The sequence below is a fragment of the Streptomyces mirabilis genome, assembly GCF_018310535.1.
Classification (GTDB): Bacteria; Actinomycetota; Actinomycetes; order Streptomycetales; family Streptomycetaceae; genus Streptomyces.
In genome coordinates, this window is the sequence record NZ_CP074102.1 from 667,537 (window position 1) to 682,087 (window position 14,551).

The 14,551-nt window shown below is 69.2% G+C and carries 17 protein-coding genes; 8 read left to right on the top strand and 9 right to left on the bottom strand.

What is annotated here, in order from left to right; genetic code table 11:
- Positions 1-91 precede the first annotated feature (91 nt).
- The 5 genes from SMIR_RS03035 to SMIR_RS03055 all read left to right on the top strand — a co-directional run bounded on the left by SMIR_RS03035 (position 92) and on the right by SMIR_RS03055 (position 5,611).
- Complete coding sequence (locus SMIR_RS03035) at positions 92-370, top strand: WhiB family transcriptional regulator (protein ID WP_212726449.1); 279 nt, start codon at positions 92-94, stop codon at positions 368-370.
- 237 nt (positions 371-607) lie between these two features.
- On the top strand, positions 608-1,477 hold the full coding sequence (locus tag SMIR_RS03040; protein ID WP_212726450.1) for an aldo/keto reductase: 870 nt from the start codon (positions 608-610) through the stop codon (positions 1,475-1,477).
- 164 nt (positions 1,478-1,641) lie between these two features.
- Positions 1,642-1,878 carry a hypothetical protein gene (locus tag SMIR_RS03045; protein ID WP_212726451.1) on the top strand — a complete coding sequence of 79 codons (237 nt, stop codon included), beginning with the start codon at positions 1,642-1,644 and terminating at the stop codon, positions 1,876-1,878.
- A gap of 44 nt (positions 1,879-1,922) precedes the next feature.
- Positions 1,923-2,750: an alpha/beta fold hydrolase gene (locus tag SMIR_RS03050; RefSeq protein WP_212726452.1), complete on the top strand. Its 828-nt coding sequence runs from the start codon at positions 1,923-1,925 to the stop codon at positions 2,748-2,750.
- A gap of 71 nt (positions 2,751-2,821) precedes the next feature.
- Positions 2,822-5,611 carry an AAA family ATPase gene (locus tag SMIR_RS03055; protein ID WP_212726453.1) on the top strand — a complete coding sequence of 930 codons (2,790 nt, stop codon included), beginning with the start codon at positions 2,822-2,824 and terminating at the stop codon, positions 5,609-5,611.
- A 362-nt stretch (positions 5,612-5,973) separates the two neighbouring features.
- On the opposite strand, the gene SMIR_RS03060 is transcribed toward SMIR_RS03055, so the two are convergent.
- From SMIR_RS03060 to SMIR_RS03095, 8 genes are all read right to left on the bottom strand, one after another.
- Positions 5,974-6,831, bottom strand: coding sequence for a hypothetical protein (locus SMIR_RS03060; RefSeq protein ID WP_212726454.1), 858 nt, complete (start codon positions 6,829-6,831; stop codon positions 5,974-5,976).
- 359 nt (positions 6,832-7,190) lie between these two features.
- Positions 7,191-7,379, bottom strand: coding sequence for a helix-turn-helix domain-containing protein (locus tag SMIR_RS03065; RefSeq protein ID WP_212726455.1), 189 nt, complete (start codon positions 7,377-7,379; stop codon positions 7,191-7,193).
- An 813-nt stretch (positions 7,380-8,192) separates the two neighbouring features.
- A complete protein-coding gene (locus SMIR_RS03070) occupies positions 8,193-9,065 on the bottom strand; it encodes a GNAT family N-acetyltransferase (protein ID WP_212726456.1) in 873 nt (290 codons plus the stop codon).
- Positions 9,066-9,164: 99 nt separating this feature from the next.
- Positions 9,165-9,368: a hypothetical protein gene (locus SMIR_RS03075; protein ID WP_212728509.1), complete on the bottom strand. Its 204-nt coding sequence runs from the start codon at positions 9,366-9,368 to the stop codon at positions 9,165-9,167.
- A gap of 1 nt (position 9,369) precedes the next feature.
- Positions 9,370-10,488, bottom strand: a complete 1,119-nt coding sequence (locus tag SMIR_RS03080) for a radical SAM protein (RefSeq protein ID WP_212726457.1) — start codon at positions 10,486-10,488, stop codon at positions 9,370-9,372.
- A gap of 240 nt (positions 10,489-10,728) precedes the next feature.
- Positions 10,729-10,944: a hypothetical protein gene (locus SMIR_RS03085; RefSeq protein WP_212726458.1), complete on the bottom strand. Its 216-nt coding sequence runs from the start codon at positions 10,942-10,944 to the stop codon at positions 10,729-10,731.
- 173 nt (positions 10,945-11,117) lie between these two features.
- Positions 11,118-11,522 (bottom strand): ATP-binding protein, encoded by a 405-nt coding sequence (locus SMIR_RS03090; RefSeq protein WP_212726459.1) that lies wholly within the window; start codon positions 11,520-11,522, stop codon positions 11,118-11,120.
- Entirely contained in the window at positions 11,522-12,076 is a 555-nt protein-coding gene (locus SMIR_RS03095; protein WP_212726460.1) for a hypothetical protein, read from the bottom strand. Before SMIR_RS03095 ends, SMIR_RS03090 begins: the two co-directional genes overlap by 1 nt.
- Positions 12,077-12,197: 121 nt before the next feature.
- On the opposite strand from SMIR_RS03095, the gene SMIR_RS03100 reads away from it, so the two are divergent.
- Together SMIR_RS03100 and SMIR_RS03105 are read left to right on the top strand one after the other, a co-directional pair.
- Positions 12,198-13,313: a helix-turn-helix domain-containing protein gene (locus tag SMIR_RS03100; RefSeq protein WP_212726461.1), complete on the top strand. Its 1,116-nt coding sequence runs from the start codon at positions 12,198-12,200 to the stop codon at positions 13,311-13,313.
- 12 nt (positions 13,314-13,325) lie between these two features.
- The gene (locus SMIR_RS03105) at positions 13,326-13,910 is read left to right on the top strand and encodes an HD domain-containing protein (RefSeq protein ID WP_212726462.1); all 585 of its coding nucleotides are present in this window, start codon (positions 13,326-13,328) and stop codon (positions 13,908-13,910) included.
- 38 nt (positions 13,911-13,948) lie between these two features.
- Here SMIR_RS03105 and SMIR_RS03110 read toward each other — a convergent pair whose 3' ends face one another.
- Positions 13,949-14,149: a hypothetical protein gene (locus tag SMIR_RS03110; protein WP_212726463.1), complete on the bottom strand. Its 201-nt coding sequence runs from the start codon at positions 14,147-14,149 to the stop codon at positions 13,949-13,951.
- A gap of 95 nt (positions 14,150-14,244) precedes the next feature.
- Between SMIR_RS03110 and SMIR_RS03115 the strand changes: the two genes are divergently transcribed.
- Positions 14,245-14,418, top strand: coding sequence for a hypothetical protein (locus tag SMIR_RS03115; protein ID WP_212726464.1), 174 nt, complete (start codon positions 14,245-14,247; stop codon positions 14,416-14,418).
- Positions 14,419-14,551 lie beyond the last annotated feature (133 nt).

The window sequence follows — 14,551 nt, forward strand, 5'->3', positions numbered from 1 at the left end:
GCGGGCGGGCGGGAGCCCGGCCACTGCCACCTCCTGCCCGCCCGCACACCGCCCGCCCGCTACTGCTACTTCCGCGGAGAAGAAATCAACCATGAACGCCAGTCCCTTCGTCCCCCTGCTCAACGCCTGGCAATGGCAGGCAGACGCCGCCTGCCGGGGCATGGCATCGGCCGTGTTCTTCTCGCCTCCCGGCGAACGCGGCCACCGCCGGCGCAGGCGCGAACAGCGCGCCGTAGAAGTCTGCCGGGCCTGCCCGGTCCTCGACAGGTGCGCCGCGTTCGCGCTGGGCACCCGTCAGCCGTTCGGAGTCTGGGGCGGCCTGACCGAACGCCAGCGTGACATCCCACGCCCCGAGTCGAGGGCCGCATGAACGCAGCCGACCTGCCCCATCCCAAGGACGCGCCCACTCGCCCCTTCCCGAGACTGTGCATCACCGCGCAGCGCACCCACCGAGTAGCCGATGACCACCACCCCCTGAGGCCGCAGCGTCGGCCGACCCACCCCCGGCAACAGAGGCTCCCGCCGCGCTCCACCAGCCGACCCACGCAAGCGTCGGCACCCCGCCCGAACTTTTAGACGAACGTTTATTCGATCAGGAAGGCAGATCATGACACAGGAAACCGCACGCCCCGTCGACGCCTCCGGGGTCTACCGCCTCGGCGGCGACCTGCCCGTCAACCGGCTCGGCTACGGTGCGATGCAGTTGACGGGCCCCGGAGTGTGGGGCGACCCCAAGGACCCCGAGGAGGCCGTGCGCGTGCTGCGCCGGGCCGCCGAGCTGGGCGTGAACTTCATCGACACCGCCGACTCCTACGGCCCGTTCGTCAGTGAGCAGCTCATCCGCAAAGCCCTGCACCCGTACTCCCAGCACCTGGTGATCGCCACCAAGGGCGGACTCTCCCGCTCGGGCCCGGACGACTGGCGCGCGCTCGGCCGCCCCGAGTACCTGCGGCAGCAGACCGAACTGAGCCTGCGCCACCTGGGCGCGGAGCGGATCGACCTCTACCAGTTGCACCGCGTCGACCCCAAGGTCCCGCTCGCCGACCAGGTCGGTGAGCTGCTCCTACTGCAGCAGGAGGGCAAGATCCGCCACATCGGCCTGTCGGAGGTGACCGTGGAGCAGATCGAGGAAGCCCAGAAGATCGCGGACATCGTCTCCGTGCAGAACCTGTACAACCTGGCCAATCGCGGTGCCGAGGACGTCCTGGAGTACGCCGAGCGGGAAAACCTGGGCTTCATCCCGTGGTTCCCGATGGCCACCGGCCAGCTGGCGCGCCCGGGCGGCCCGCTGGACACGCTCGCCAAGGAGCACGGCGCGAGCCCCTCCCAGCTGGCCCTGGCCTGGCTGCTGCGGCGCTCCCCGGTGATGCTGCCCATCCCCGGTACCTCCCGCGTGGCCCACCTGGAGGAGAACACCCAGGCCGCGCAGGTCACCTTGACCGACGCCCAGTTCCAGGCACTCAGCCAGGCCGTCTGACCAGCGCCCCAACCCTGGCGGGCCCTGTGCACTCCCCTCCCCGCAGCCACCCCCTGGGCCGGGTCGCGCGTCCCCCCGTCTCAGGGGGTTCCATCACGAAAGCGACTTCATGGCATGACCGACCTGTTGGACCTCGTCCTGACAGCCCATGGAGGCCTTGACCGGTGGCGCCAGGACAAGACGATCCACGCGACGGGAGCGGTGGGCGGGCCCTGCTGCGCTGCCACGCACGCGCCGTGCGCGAGCGCACCACGGTCCGCATCGGACCCGTCAGTGCCGCGGTCGCCCGTTTCCTCGCCCTCGTGTGCGCCCCGCACCCCCTGCCCGCCGACCTGGTCCAGGAGCACGGGCAACCCGTACCCGCACCGACCTCCGGGCACCTGGCCCTCAGCGCCGCCTGACCCAGTTTTCCCCTCACCCCCACCCCCTCCCAAGGAGATCCATCATGTCCATCCCCCGTCCCCGGCTGCGCACCCTGCTCATCACCGCCGCCGTCACGGCTTCGGCCAGCCTGTCCCTGATCCCGTTGGCCTCCGCCCACACCACCCCCGCCGCCCCCAAGCCCACGGTGGTACTGGTGCACGGCGCCTTCGCCGACGCTTCGAGCTGGAACGGCGTGGTCGAGCGCCTGCAGCACGACGGCTACCCGGTCATCGCTCCGGCCAACCCATTGCGCGGCCTGGCCGAGGACTCCACCTACGTCGCCAGCGTCCTGGCCAGTGTCAAGGGTCCGGTCATCCTGGTGGGCCACTCCTACGGCGGCGCCGTCATCTCCCAGGCCGCCGCCGGCGACCCCCAGGTCAAAGCCCTTGTCTACATCGCCGCGCTCGTCCCGGACAAGGGCGAGAAACTGAGCGCGCTGTCGAACAAGTTCCCCGGTACCAACGAACTGGCCCCCGCCCTGCGCCCGGTGCCCTTCAGCAACTCCGACGGCACCGCCGGCTCGGATCTGTACGTCGACCCCACCCGCTTCCGGGCCGTGTTCGCGGCCGACCTGCCCGCCTCCCAGACCGTCGTGATGGCCGCCGAACAGCGCCCCGTCGCCACCGCCGCGTTCGCCTCCTCGGCCACGGCCGCCGCCTGGCACACCATCCCCTCCTGGGCCCTGGTCGCCAGGCAGGACGAGGCGCTGGGCGCACCGGTGGAGCGATTCGAGGCCCGGCGTGCCCACTCGCACACCATCGAGATCAACAGCTCCCACGTCGCGATGATCTCCCACCCCGGCACCGTCACCCACCTCATCGAGGACGCCGCCACGACCACTGCCCCCTAGAGAACAGGACGACGCAGTGCGGTGCGGCGTCGAATAGAGTCGAGACAGACAGGGGAAAGAGGCGCCTCCTCATGAGCGCAGAGCACCTGGGCTCCGAAGGCCAGGGCGTTGGGACCGGTCTGACCGGCCGGTCCAGCGAACTGGACCTCATCAGGGCAGTGATCGACGACACCGCCCGACTCGGCGGCTCGTTGACCCTGTTCGGTGATCCCGGTGTGGGAAAGTCCGCCCTGCTCGACGCCGCCGCCGGTCTCGCCCGCGCCAGGGGTATGAGGACATTGCGGGCTGCCGGCGCTCAGTTCGAGGCCAATATCGCGTTCGCCGGCCTCAACCAGCTGCTGGTGCCACTGGTCCCGCTGTTCGCGGAACTCGGCCCGGACCACGAGAGTGCTCTGCGGGTGGCACTGGGCTTCGGCGACGGCGCCACCCCCTCGCGTATCCTCATCTCGACCGCGGTCCTGTCACTGCTCCTGCTCGCCGCACGAGAACAGCCGCTGGTCGCCATCATCGACGACGTCCAGTGGCTCGACGACGCCAGCGCCGACGTCCTGTCCTTCGTGGCCCGGCGGGTCGCCGGAACCCGTGTGCGCATGCTCTCGACAGTCCGTACGACCGGGGAGCCCCTGCGCATTCGCGGCGACGTCAACAGCCTCACCATGCATTCCCTGGACGACTCGGAGTCCGAAGCCCTACTGTTCGCCCGCTACCCGCACCTGGCCGAGCATGTGCGCCGGCGCATCGTCTCCGAGGCCCAGGGGAACCCTCTCGCCCTCGTCGAGCTACCGGCCACGCTGACCTCGGACCGCTACCCCACGGCGGACGCGCTTCCCAACGTGCTGCCGCTGACCGAGCGGCTCACCCGGATGTTCACCGCCCGGGTCGCCACGCTCGCACCGGAGACCCGGGACCTGCTCCTACTACTCGCCCTGGACGGTTCGGGCCAGGCAATGTCCGCCGAGAGTGTGGTGGGACCCGATGCCGCCAATCAGCTCGACATCGCCGAACGTGAGCGCATCGTCGTCGTCGACAGCCGACACTCGGTCGTTTTCCGCCACCCGCTGGTGCGCTCCGCCGTCGTCGAACTGGCCCGGCCCGAGCAACGGCGCAGGGCCCACCAGGCACTCGCCGGCTGCCGACGCGCCGATCCGGGACGCCGCGCCTGGCATCTCGCCGATGCATCCTTCGGCCCCGACGAGGAGGTGGCCACCCTCCTTCAGCACGAGTCGATCCGGGCACTCAAACGCGGAGACCCCTCCGCGGCGGTGGCTGCGATGACACGGTCGGCCGATCTGAGCCCGGATCCCGAGCACCGATCACAGCGCCTGGCCGGGGCCGCGTACTTCGCGGCCGAGGTGATGGGAGACCTCCAGTCGGTCTCGCAGCTGCTTACCGACGCGCGCCGCCTGGACGCCAACGTCGGCTCGCTGGCGACCGCCTCGGCCGCGGCCTCGCTCATGCTGTATTCCGACGCGGACGTCGTCTCGGCCTTCCGGGTGCTCACCACCGCCCTGCGGGCCCCCAAGGCGGAGCCGACAGCGGAGGAGATCAACGCCGCGATCTGGGTCCTTTCGGTGATCGCCTCGCTCAACGGACGCAAGGAGATGTGGGATCCCTACCTCGAACTGGTCGACAAGTACCGCGACTTGCTGCCGGAGGGCTTGATCGTCCGCTCCGAGGTCGTGTCCAATCCGGCCCTCGTCTCCCCGGAGGCACTGCATACCCTGGACCAGGAGATCGCGACGCTGACGACCGAGCTCGACCCCGGGCAGATCATCCGCGTGGGGTATGTCGCCAACGACGTCGACCGCCTCGCCGACCTGCGGGAACCGTTGCTGCGTGTCTGGCAGGACGCCGCCCGCACGGGGGCCGTCGCCTCCGTCACCAACGCGCTCATGCTGCTGTGCGCGGAGAGCTACCTCGCCGGCCGATGGGACGACACCCAGCGCTTCGCGGAGGAGGGACTGGAGCGCGCCGAGTCCTACGGATACGTCAACTTCATCTGGTTCCTGCACTACAGCAGGGCGCTCGCCGCAGCCGCACTCGGGCAGCAGGAAGAGGCCGAGGAACCGCTGGAGGGAATGCTGGCCTGGTCGATCCCCCGCCAGGCCTTCATCGTGCCGCAGCACGTGTACCGCGTACGAACCCTCGCAGCGATCGGCCGCGGCGACTTCGAGACGGCGTACACACAAGCGACCAAGATCAGCCCACGCGGACTGGAACCCGGCACCGCCCGGCAACTGCAACTGTTCGTCGCCTACGACCTCGTCGAGGCAGCCGTCCGCACCGGCCGGTCGGACCAGGCGCGGAACTACGTCGAGGCGATGCTGCGGATGGACATCGCCAAGATCTCCTCCCGCTGGGCAATGCTCGTGGCCGGGGCGCAGGGTCTGGTGTCCGAGGGAGAAGTGGCGAACGCCCACTTCGAGCGGGCCCTCACAGCGGCGCCCGAGAACCTGTGGCCCTTCGAACGCGGGCGCGTGCTGCTGGCCTACGGCGAGCACCTGCGCAGGGAGCGGGCCACCGTGGAGTCACGCATCCGCATCAACGCCGCGCTGACGATCTTCGATCGGCTGCGGGCCGCACCATGGGCCGAACGCGCCAGAAATGAACTGGGAGCGACCGGTGTGTCCCGGCGGCAGACAGGTTCGACGGACACCCTGCTCACTCCTCAGGAGTTGCAGATCGCCACGCTCGCGGCCTCGGGGCTGACGAACAAGGCGATCGGCGAACGGCTGCACCTGTCCGCCCGCACGGTCAGCGGACACCTCTACAACGTGTTCCCGAAACTCGGCGTCACCGCCCGCGCCGGCCTACGCGACGCACTCACCGCCCTCACGGCAAACGAGGAGCTGCCGCCTTGACGTCTCGCCGGACAAGTCCCGGCCCAGACCAGTCTCCGTCGAATCTCGCCACGACATCCTCACCTGTCCCATCGGGGCGGGCGAGAAGGTGGTCGATCCGTCTGGGCATCCAGCAGGATCTCGGACATCGCGTCAGTGTCGGCACCGTCGTCGCCAAACCATTCAGGCGCTGGCCTGACTTCGCCGGAGGCGGGCCAGCAGAGGCCGAGAAGGTCTGCCAGGGCCCGGCAACCAAACGAGGGGCAGTTGGAACGCGCGATCGCGTCCCGCTTGAACTCCTCGGTGTACCGCTTCGTGTACTTGCTTCCCACCTGGTGCTACTTCCTCTGGAATCTCAGGTCCCAGTCTCCAGGTGTCCACGATCAAGGGGAAGGTTCAGTCCCGGCCGCGCCCGTGTAGGCGAGCACGGGCACGCGCAGCTCCCTGGAGCGGTCGATGACGCCACCGCCCACACCGACGGAGTCCACGACGGCGACGGCGCCGCCGGGCTCCTCCCCCGGGGCGGCCTGGACGCGCGCGGTGGTCTGCATGGTGTCCTCGCGGTCGTGGATGTCCAGGTCCGCGACGATCAGGCCCCAGCGGTGGGCCAGGACGGTGGAGTCCCCGCCGGTTCGGGCGACGTCCACGCCGAGCACGCGGCGGCCATCCGGCTCGGGGCGGCCAGCCTGGTCCCACTCGTGCCACCGCTCGATCGCGGCGTCCACCCACGACAGGGGGATGACGCTGTCCTCGTCGGAGGCGTGGAACTCCCCCAGGACGCGGTTGGCGAACATGGCGGAGTCCCGGCCCCACTGCTTGGCGCGCTGCTCGGCCCACTGGGGCGAGATGCGGCCGGCGGCGATGGCCTCCTCGAGCGTCACGTGCCGTACGTGCCAGTCCTCCAGGCCGGGGGCGCGCTTGTGGATGTCGTAGAACCGTCCGGCGGGCGGGCCCGGGGTGGAGATGGCGAACGCGAAAGCCTCCGGAAGGCCGTCCATGCGGCCGCCTGAGAAAGCGCCCTCGATGGCATCCCACGTGCCGTCAGGGACGATCTTGGCCTCGTCAATGAGGTAGAGCAGGGAGTCGGCGTGCGCGCCCTCGATCAGCTCCGGCTTATTGGAGGCCACGGGGGTGGCCGCGCCGTTGACCAGCTTCAGGTTGAGCGCCAGCAGCTCGGTGCGCTCCGAGAACGGCGGCCGGCCGAGCACGTCCCACCGGATGCGCTTGGCCCACTTCCTCACCTCCGGGACCAAGGAAACTGAGAGATGCCTCCAGGCGCTGGCGGTCATGATGACCTTCCAGTCGATACCGGCGGCCTCCCTGGTGGTGGCGAACCACAGGACGGTGATGGCCGAGGCCGTGGGGGCCGCGTACGGCCACGCGGCGGTGGACGGGGAGCGCGCCCAGGATGTCCGTCTGGTAAGGGGTCAGGCCCTCCCCCTCGCCCCAGGCGATGCAGTCCCGCGCCCACCCGACGGGGTCGTACATGTACCGCGCGGCGCGCCGGGCGCGCTTGCTGGTGTGCTGGCCCTTGACGCGGTCCCGCAGCGCGCGGAGGGTCTTGGTGTCCCCCGCGCGCACGAGAGCGGCGACCTGCGCCTCAATCTCCTCCAGCGTCGGCACGCGCCGCCTCCTTCCTCAGCCATCCCCAGTTCTCGCCCCGGATGATGGCCCGGATCGTCGTCACGCCCACGCCGAACTCCTCGGCAAGGGCGCGGCTGTTGCCCCGGTTGTACGGGCCAGTGCCGGGCACGTGGCGGCGCCGGATCTCCGCCACCTTGGGCCCCATTCGACGCCCTGAACTGCGGTTATTCTCCGACCTGCACAAACGCCCACCGTTTCGGCCCGTATCGACACGTTCCGGCCCGCATCAAGCCGTTTCAGCCCGCCGTGGTGTTCCCATGGGAACACCACGGCGGGAACCGTGAACGTGTAGATGCCTGACCTGCAGGTATCCCGCTCCGGCTTCCACGAGTCCGCACCGGCCGCCAAGTTGCCCGAAAGCTGTCGCCCACCCGCCTCACCCATTGCCCGCCGGGCACAGCAGCGGCCCCAGCCATCCGCCATGACGGCAGACGCCCCGCCTCCGCCCAAGCGTGCTCCCACGGGCGTGCACTTGGGCACGCAACCCAATCCATCCCGGCAACGTCTCCGGATGAACGATGGGCCCGGCAATGGGTATGCCGGGCCCATCTGCGGCTCCACGCCCGACTTTGCGGAGTAAGGACAGGAACCGCCCCACCCCTCCCGCGAATCGCACGAGGGGGAGCACCGACACAAAACGACCATGGCCGATTTCGGCATGTTCATTGCGCCTCGACCACTCCGCCCCACTCCAAGCGGAATATTCCAATCTACGACGATCGTCTGTACATATAGACAGGGTTGTACATCACCGTGATGAACTAGTGCACGCGGACTAGATGATTCGTCCGGCCGGACGAACAAGTCACCATAAGTCTGTACCTTTCAGGCGCAGTTGAGCATGGAGTGCCGCACACAGGTCCGCCTTCACGACCCGCCGCGCCAGCCGGTCAACGTCCAACCCTCGCCAGATATGCGCCCACCCGCTCGTGGACCTCCTCTAGCCGGTCGGCTGGTGTCACACATCCCTCTGGTTGACGAACCCCAGCGACGTCAGGCCCTCGGCCGCGCACAGGCGGTCAGAGGCGCCTCCCACCTCGGTCTGGAGCACCTGGTACGCGGCGCTGTGCTGGTGCCCCCAGCGCATCGCCGCGCGCCACAGGGCCCGCCCGTAGCCGCAGCCGCGGAACTGCGGCAGCACGCCGAAGTACTGGGGCAGCAGGCGAGCGGCTCCGCTGGCGTCGGCCATGGTCTCCATCGGGCCGATGGCGCCGGCCACGCGGCCGTCGTGCAGGACCGTGAGGACAGGGCCAACGGTCCTGGCGCGCATCTGCTCGTGCAGGAACGCGAACCCGTCAGCCGCCATCTGCTCGGCGAAGGCACCGAAACCGGCCTCCTCGGAAATCTGCTTGTCCTCGTGGACCGGCACGCCCGGAGCCTGTCCAGGTCCGTCATTGAATTCCTTGAGCTGAACGCGGGTTCCCGCGCCCTGGGCGTACGCCTCGGGCTGGTCGGGGCCGAGGAACCAGACGACCCGGGCCTTGGCGGCACCGTGGACGGAAGCGAGTTTCCGAGCCAGGTCGGCGCCGGCGGACAGGCTGTCCGGGGCAGCCCCGTACACGTGGACCTTCACGACGCCGGCGCCGCGCTCGACCAGCGTGGGCACGAGGGTCTGGCGGTGATCATGCTCGATGGCGTCGGCCAGGACGCGTTCGGCCTTGGTGTCGGACCAGCGGCGGTCTTTGTCGTACGGAAGGAAACGGCCGGTTCCGGCGACCTCCACGACTGCCTCGAACAGGTCGGGGAGCGGGTCCTTTCGACGGACAGGGCCGAGAGTCGGCACGTACGGCACGGGCATCACGGGCTCGATCCAGCCCCAGTGAAAGCGCATGCTCGCACGCTACCCATGCCGCGCACCTGCCGCAGGCCCCAGCGCCAACACGCCGGGGCCTGCGTATTCAGGACCGGGTCAGACGCAGATCGGATCAGGTCAGTGGGGGTTGTCGTCGCCCGCGTTGCACGAGCACTTCACGCTGTCCATGACCTCGTCCATGTCGGTGATGGCGGTGATCTCGGTGACCGGCGGGGTGGCTGCGAGGACGGGCCGCGTGAAGTACGGCAGGCCTCCGCTCTGGGTGGGCCCGTCGTCGGGCAGCGGGCGCCTCGGGGAGATTTCGACTGCTACAGCGGTCATTTCAGCCTGCTTTCTTCTGTCCGTGCTGGCAGTAACTTGCGAGTGGTGCCTTCGCCTCCTGGTAGTGCTTGGCCAGGGGCCTGCACACGGTGCAGGAACCGGAGAGCTGGCAACCTGAGCAGCCTCCGGTGCGAAGCATGAGGCGGTCCGCGATCGCATCCAGCCGGGCGAGGCCCTGGATCCCCTCGCGGGGGAGGCTGATCTGGTCGTCGCGGCCGATCTTGCAGATGGACACCAGCCCGTGCGGGTCGGTGTGGAAGAAGGTGTGGCCGGCGTTGCAGCCCGTGAACGGCTTCCGCATCCGCAAGTGGTCCTTGGACTGCGCGGTGAGGACCTCACCGCCCCCGTAGATGGTGGGGGTCATGTTGGTGAAGACGTTGTACTCCACGCCCCACTGCTCACAGAGGTCGATCATCGCCTGTTCTTCCGGCGCGTTGTCCTCGGTGACGATGATGCTCATGCGCAGTGGCAGCCGAGCCCGGCGGGCGGCGTTCATGCCCTGGACGAACAGGTCCCAGGCACCGTCCCGCTGCGTCAGCTCGTCGTAACTGGCCTTCGTCGCACCGTACATGGAGACCGTGACGCGGTAGGGCGGGCACTCATCGAAAAGGCGAAGCAGGTTCTCGCGCCACAGGAGCGATCCGTTGGTCGAGAGCGTGAGCATCATGCCCAGCTCGAACGCCCGGCGGTATGACCGCATGAAGTCCTTGTCGATGGTCGGCTCACCGCCGGTGATCTGGAGCCACAGCACCCCGGCTTCGGCCATGACCTCCAGGCACTGGAGCTTCTTTTCCAGCGGCATGCCCGAGTTCACCTTGAGCCCGAGGTAGCAGTGCTTGCAGGCGTAGTTGCAGCCGAGGTTCACCTCCCAGCTGGCCTTTGAGTAGCCCCAGGCGGACGGCTGCCGGACGAGCAGGTACTCACCCGCAGGGCGGCCCGCCACGTCCAGGTCGTCCCACTGGTCCCGGACGGTGTCCGCGAGCCAGGCCGGGGCCGGCTCGGCGGGGTCGAGAGCGCGCAGCTCCTCGTAGCGGGGCGCGGGCAGGAGGGCTCCGCCGCGGCTTCCCGGCCGTACGAGCATGTGCTGTTCCAGGAACGGGCTCGCGATCAGTGAGTGCATGAGGTCTCCCGTCGGGGTGGTCCGCTCCGTTCGGCCGGGGCGGAAAGTGAGGGGCCCGGGCCCCGACCGCTGGTCTCGGTGACGGCCGGGGCCCGTTGTCCCGGACTGCCGTCACTCCCCCACGGAGGGCCAGCCGGGACGTGGGTCCCACCCCTGGCCGGGGACCTGCAGGGAGGCTGCAGGTCCGGGCTGGGGACCGGTGCCACGACCGGCCAAGGGCGGGAGTCAAAGACAGGAAGGTCAGAACAGGGACGTGACGCCCAGGGAAGCTACGATCACCAAGACGGCGGTGTACGCCGCGACGGCCCAGACCGCCCTGGGGTGCCGCTCCCGGATAATCCGCCACGCCTCGCGCCCCGTACGTCCGTCGGCGCGGGCCCGGATGCCGGAGGCGCTGATGCTGATCGCTACAACCTGTACGGGGGTGCGGTTGCCACTGGAGGGGTGAGATTTCATGAGGGTCCTCGTCGTGGGGAGTGGCGGGCGGGGTGGCTGCTACCTCGTGGTAATGCCGTAGATGAGTGCGGCAAGGAGCGTGGCGACGGAAAGCGTGTAGAGGACCTGGCCGGCCGGGGAGGCTGGGGCGGGCATCTGCGCCCCCCTACGCCATCGGCGTCCGTAGCCACCCCTCACCTCTGGTCCCGCAGCTCGGCCCACACGCGCTTCCCCCACGGGAGCCGGTCCGTGCCCCAACACCTGGTGAGGGCATCCACGATTCCCATGCCGCGCCCGTGCACGTCATCTGTGTCCGATGACCGGAGCACAGGCAGGACGCGGCTTCTGTCGATGACGGCCAGGCGCACGGTGCGCTCGTCGACGCGGGTGACGGTTATGCGGATCGCGGCCATTCGGGCGTGGAGGATGGCGTTGGTGGTGAGCTCGGAGATCACGGTTTCCGCGTCCTGCGCCAGCTCGGGCAGATCCCAGTGGTCGAGGATGTCGCGGACGACGTGCCGCGCGACGGGAACGGACTCCAGCTCGCGCGGCAGCACCTCACTCATTACCGGTGTGCCGGCGAGGCGGGCTCTGCTCATCAGGCTCCCTCACGCTCGAGTTGGGCGCGGTGGCGGGTCTGCCCCATCCGGGACAGCCGGCTGACGAGACCCGCAGAGCAGAGGACGGCTGGGCTGTCCATGGCCACCGACCAGTACGACAGACCCGGCTGGTGCCATTTCCGATGGATGGGTGGCACCCCTAGGAAAGTCCCGGGTGCGAGGCACACGGTGGCCGGGTCCGTCCACCCGTCGACGGCACTGGGAGGCACCAGCGCCCAGTACTGCATGAGGCCGCCCGCCGCGATGACCGGGCCTCCCTCCAGGGCTTGGGCCAGGAAGGCGTCCACCTCGGCGGGTTCCGTGCTCCCAGCCACACCGTGGATGAGGTAGCCGGGGAAGCTGACGGCGGTGAACAGGATGCCGCATCGCAGCAGTGGCGTTTCCTCATCCCACCAGGCCTGACGTGCCTCCTGCGGCTCCTGCGAGGCACAGCACAACCAGTGCTCCACCGCGAGGTCACGGTCTTGCCCGGGGTGGACCATCACCCCGGGGGCCGCCTTCATCGGGGCGCGGGCTTCAGCATCGGAGCACATGCGGAGAGCCTCCCTACTAGGCTCGTCTGGTGATGACTACGACGGTAGAACCCCTCGCTCAGCTGCTGAAGTGACCAGGAGTACGGGTAAGTTGCCGTCAGTCACCGGGATTGGGGCAGTCATGCGGCCTAGTTCGCCACCCACCCTGACCGGCAGTCAGGGTTCATCCAGTCGCCCCCGCGCGGGCGTCATCTCGGGCTACGTATTTCGCGTGATACGAGAGCAGCAGGGGCGCACTCAGGAAGAGGCGGCCGAGCTCTTAAAAGTCAGCGCGGACACGATCGCCGGCTGGGAAACCGGACGCCGTCCCCTGACCGCTGTACCTACCGGGCAGATGCTCATGCACCGCCACCGGCTCATGCAGATGGGCACCGCGCCCGCTCTCCTCCAAGCCCTTGAGCGCGCCCTCGAAGCGGACGTCCTCCTCGCGAGCGCGTTAGACGACGAGGCCGCAGTCGAGGAGAGCCCGCTTGGGGCCTGGGTGATGCAACGCGACCTGGTCGAGGTGCTGGCCTGGCCCCTCAACGGCGTAGCGCCTCAGCCCGTACGTGAGCTCCCCTCGCCTCCCCGGCCGCGCCGAGGCCCCGCGCCCGCCGGGCCTGAGCTGCCGTCGGGCGACCGGGCCACGTTCTTCGGGCAGATGCGCCGTACGGCCGAGCAGGCCCGTGGCCAGCAGCAGTTCCTCCTCCGCCGCCAGGCCCTCTACCTCTCCGGATACGACAACCAGGCCGACACCTCGGAATGGCTCGCCTACCAGCAGAGCATCGAGCGGCCCCAAGACTGGCTCACCCGCTGGCTCAACAGCCGCTCCGTCGCGGCAGTCGCCGCCCGGCAAGGCGACCGCGACCGCATGAACTACTTCATCGACAACGACCTCACAGGTGACGAGGCAGGCGAGGCCGCAAACCTCAACTACTGGGCGTACTGGCTCGGGGAGACCCAGCACCTGGAGTTGTCCGACGACTTCATCGCACGCCGCACGCCCGGCCCATGGCCTGGCGAACGGCTCCTCGCGCACCTCTCTGCTGGCCTCGCCTCGCATCACGGGTACGTGGACCTGAACGTCCACAGCGTGTGGTCTCTTCTCCAGATCCGCCCCAACCTGCTGCGATCCGGTGCAGCAGGCCGCGCTCTACGCGACCGCCTCACTGTGATGTTGGATAGCCGGGAGCTGTCGGCGCGCGCTCGCCGGGAGCTGGAGAGCATCCAGTACGCAATCCGCCTCGCTGAGGCGTGAGAGGAGTCCGAGGTGACAGAGGACCTGTCAGCGGTGGCGAACTTCCTGTACGAGGCCGGGACGCTCAAGCACACCGCTCGCACCGGGTGGTGGATGGCGGGTGTACGCCAGCCCGAGACAGTGGCAGAGCACTCCTGGCGCACTGCGCTGATCGCGACGATCATTGCCAAGCTCGAAGGCGCGGACCCGGCGCGGGCGGCGTTCCTCGCCGTGTGGCACGACACCGGAGAGACGCGCACCGGTGACGTGAACCACCTCGGCAAGAAGTACACGGCCGGGGAGGCCGACCCTCGCGACATCACGGCCGACCAGGTCGCCGGCATGCCGGGCATCCTGGCCGAGGCTCTCACCGAGCTGGTCGCCGAGTACGAGGCCAAGGACTCCCCGGAGGCGATCTGCGCCCGCGACGCAGACAAATTGGAGTGCATGATCCAGGGCATCGAGTACAAGGCCCAGGGCTACGAGAACGCACAGCGCTGGATCGACAACAGCCGCGGCCGCATCGTCACCAAGGCGGGGAACGTCCTGGCGGACGCGGTCCTGGAGACCGGCTCGCTGGACTGGCTGCGCTCGGCGCTCGGCGAGAAGCAGGGCTGACGCGCGGTCCGGCCTTGCCGATCTCGGGCAAGGCCGGGCTACCCGCGGGTGCTGGTGAACCGCACCCCGCTGCCCCACTTCTCCCGCTGCGCGGCAAAACACCAGGTGCACAGCGGGAGCCCGCCAGGGCCGTACCGCCAGGTCTGCCGCTGGCATCCCGCGCACAGTCCGACGTGACTACCAGGGCAGATCATGGTGCTGGGGTCGGGCTCCGCGATCGGCAGCACTGGGGTCGTCATGTCTGTGTCCTCATCTGGGCGACGAGCGATCATCGCCTCGAACAAAGAATAGAACACGCGTCTCGATTGTCAGACCCTCCCCGTACGGTGAGGGTATGTCCCACTCCCCCGGGCCTGACGGCCAGGTGCCGCACGCCCTCAACGAGGTCAACGACCGCATCCGCAGCCTGATGGACGAACCGGCCTCCACCGAGCGCGCCGAGAGGTACCGGCGCCTGCTCTCGCTGTGGACGGCCCTCTCGCGCGACGACGTGACCAAAGCGGCCTGACGTCGGTCGAAAGCGGGGTCGGGTGGCTGTGTCAGTTTTCTGAGGGCTCTGGTCCACTTCTTGTGGTCACGTACGCAGCGTGACTGTCGGGCTTCGTGTGGCGGCGGTCAGGTCGCCCGAAAATCGCCCGGCC

Bases quoted from the DNA above. Each gene is read 5' to 3' on its own strand.
- SMIR_RS03050 (WP_212726452.1), top strand. From the start codon at position 1,923: ATGTCCATCCCCCGTCCCCGGCTGCGCACCCTGCTCATCACCGCCGCC.
- SMIR_RS03075 (WP_212728509.1), bottom strand. From the start codon at position 9,368: ATGACCGCTGTAGCAGTCGAAATCTCCCCGAGGCGCCCGCTGCCCGAC.
- SMIR_RS03035 (WP_212726449.1), top strand. From the start codon at position 92: ATGAACGCCAGTCCCTTCGTCCCCCTGCTCAACGCCTGGCAATGGCAG.
- SMIR_RS03055 (WP_212726453.1), top strand. From the start codon at position 2,822: ATGAGCGCAGAGCACCTGGGCTCCGAAGGCCAGGGCGTTGGGACCGGT.
- SMIR_RS03110 (WP_212726463.1), bottom strand. From the start codon at position 14,149: ATGACGACCCCAGTGCTGCCGATCGCGGAGCCCGACCCCAGCACCATG.
- SMIR_RS03090 (WP_212726459.1), bottom strand. From the start codon at position 11,522: ATGAGCAGAGCCCGCCTCGCCGGCACACCGGTAATGAGTGAGGTGCTG.
- SMIR_RS03040 (WP_212726450.1), top strand. From the start codon at position 608: ATGACACAGGAAACCGCACGCCCCGTCGACGCCTCCGGGGTCTACCGC.
- SMIR_RS03100 (WP_212726461.1), top strand. From the start codon at position 12,198: ATGCGGCCTAGTTCGCCACCCACCCTGACCGGCAGTCAGGGTTCATCC.
- SMIR_RS03070 (WP_212726456.1), bottom strand. From the start codon at position 9,065: ATGCGCTTTCACTGGGGCTGGATCGAGCCCGTGATGCCCGTGCCGTAC.
- SMIR_RS03095 (WP_212726460.1), bottom strand. From the start codon at position 12,076: ATGTGCTCCGATGCTGAAGCCCGCGCCCCGATGAAGGCGGCCCCCGGG.
- SMIR_RS03085 (WP_212726458.1), bottom strand. From the start codon at position 10,944: ATGAAATCTCACCCCTCCAGTGGCAACCGCACCCCCGTACAGGTTGTA.
- SMIR_RS03080 (WP_212726457.1), bottom strand. From the start codon at position 10,488: ATGCACTCACTGATCGCGAGCCCGTTCCTGGAACAGCACATGCTCGTA.
- SMIR_RS03065 (WP_212726455.1), bottom strand. From the start codon at position 7,379: ATGGGGCCCAAGGTGGCGGAGATCCGGCGCCGCCACGTGCCCGGCACT.
- SMIR_RS03115 (WP_212726464.1), top strand. From the start codon at position 14,245: ATGTCCCACTCCCCCGGGCCTGACGGCCAGGTGCCGCACGCCCTCAAC.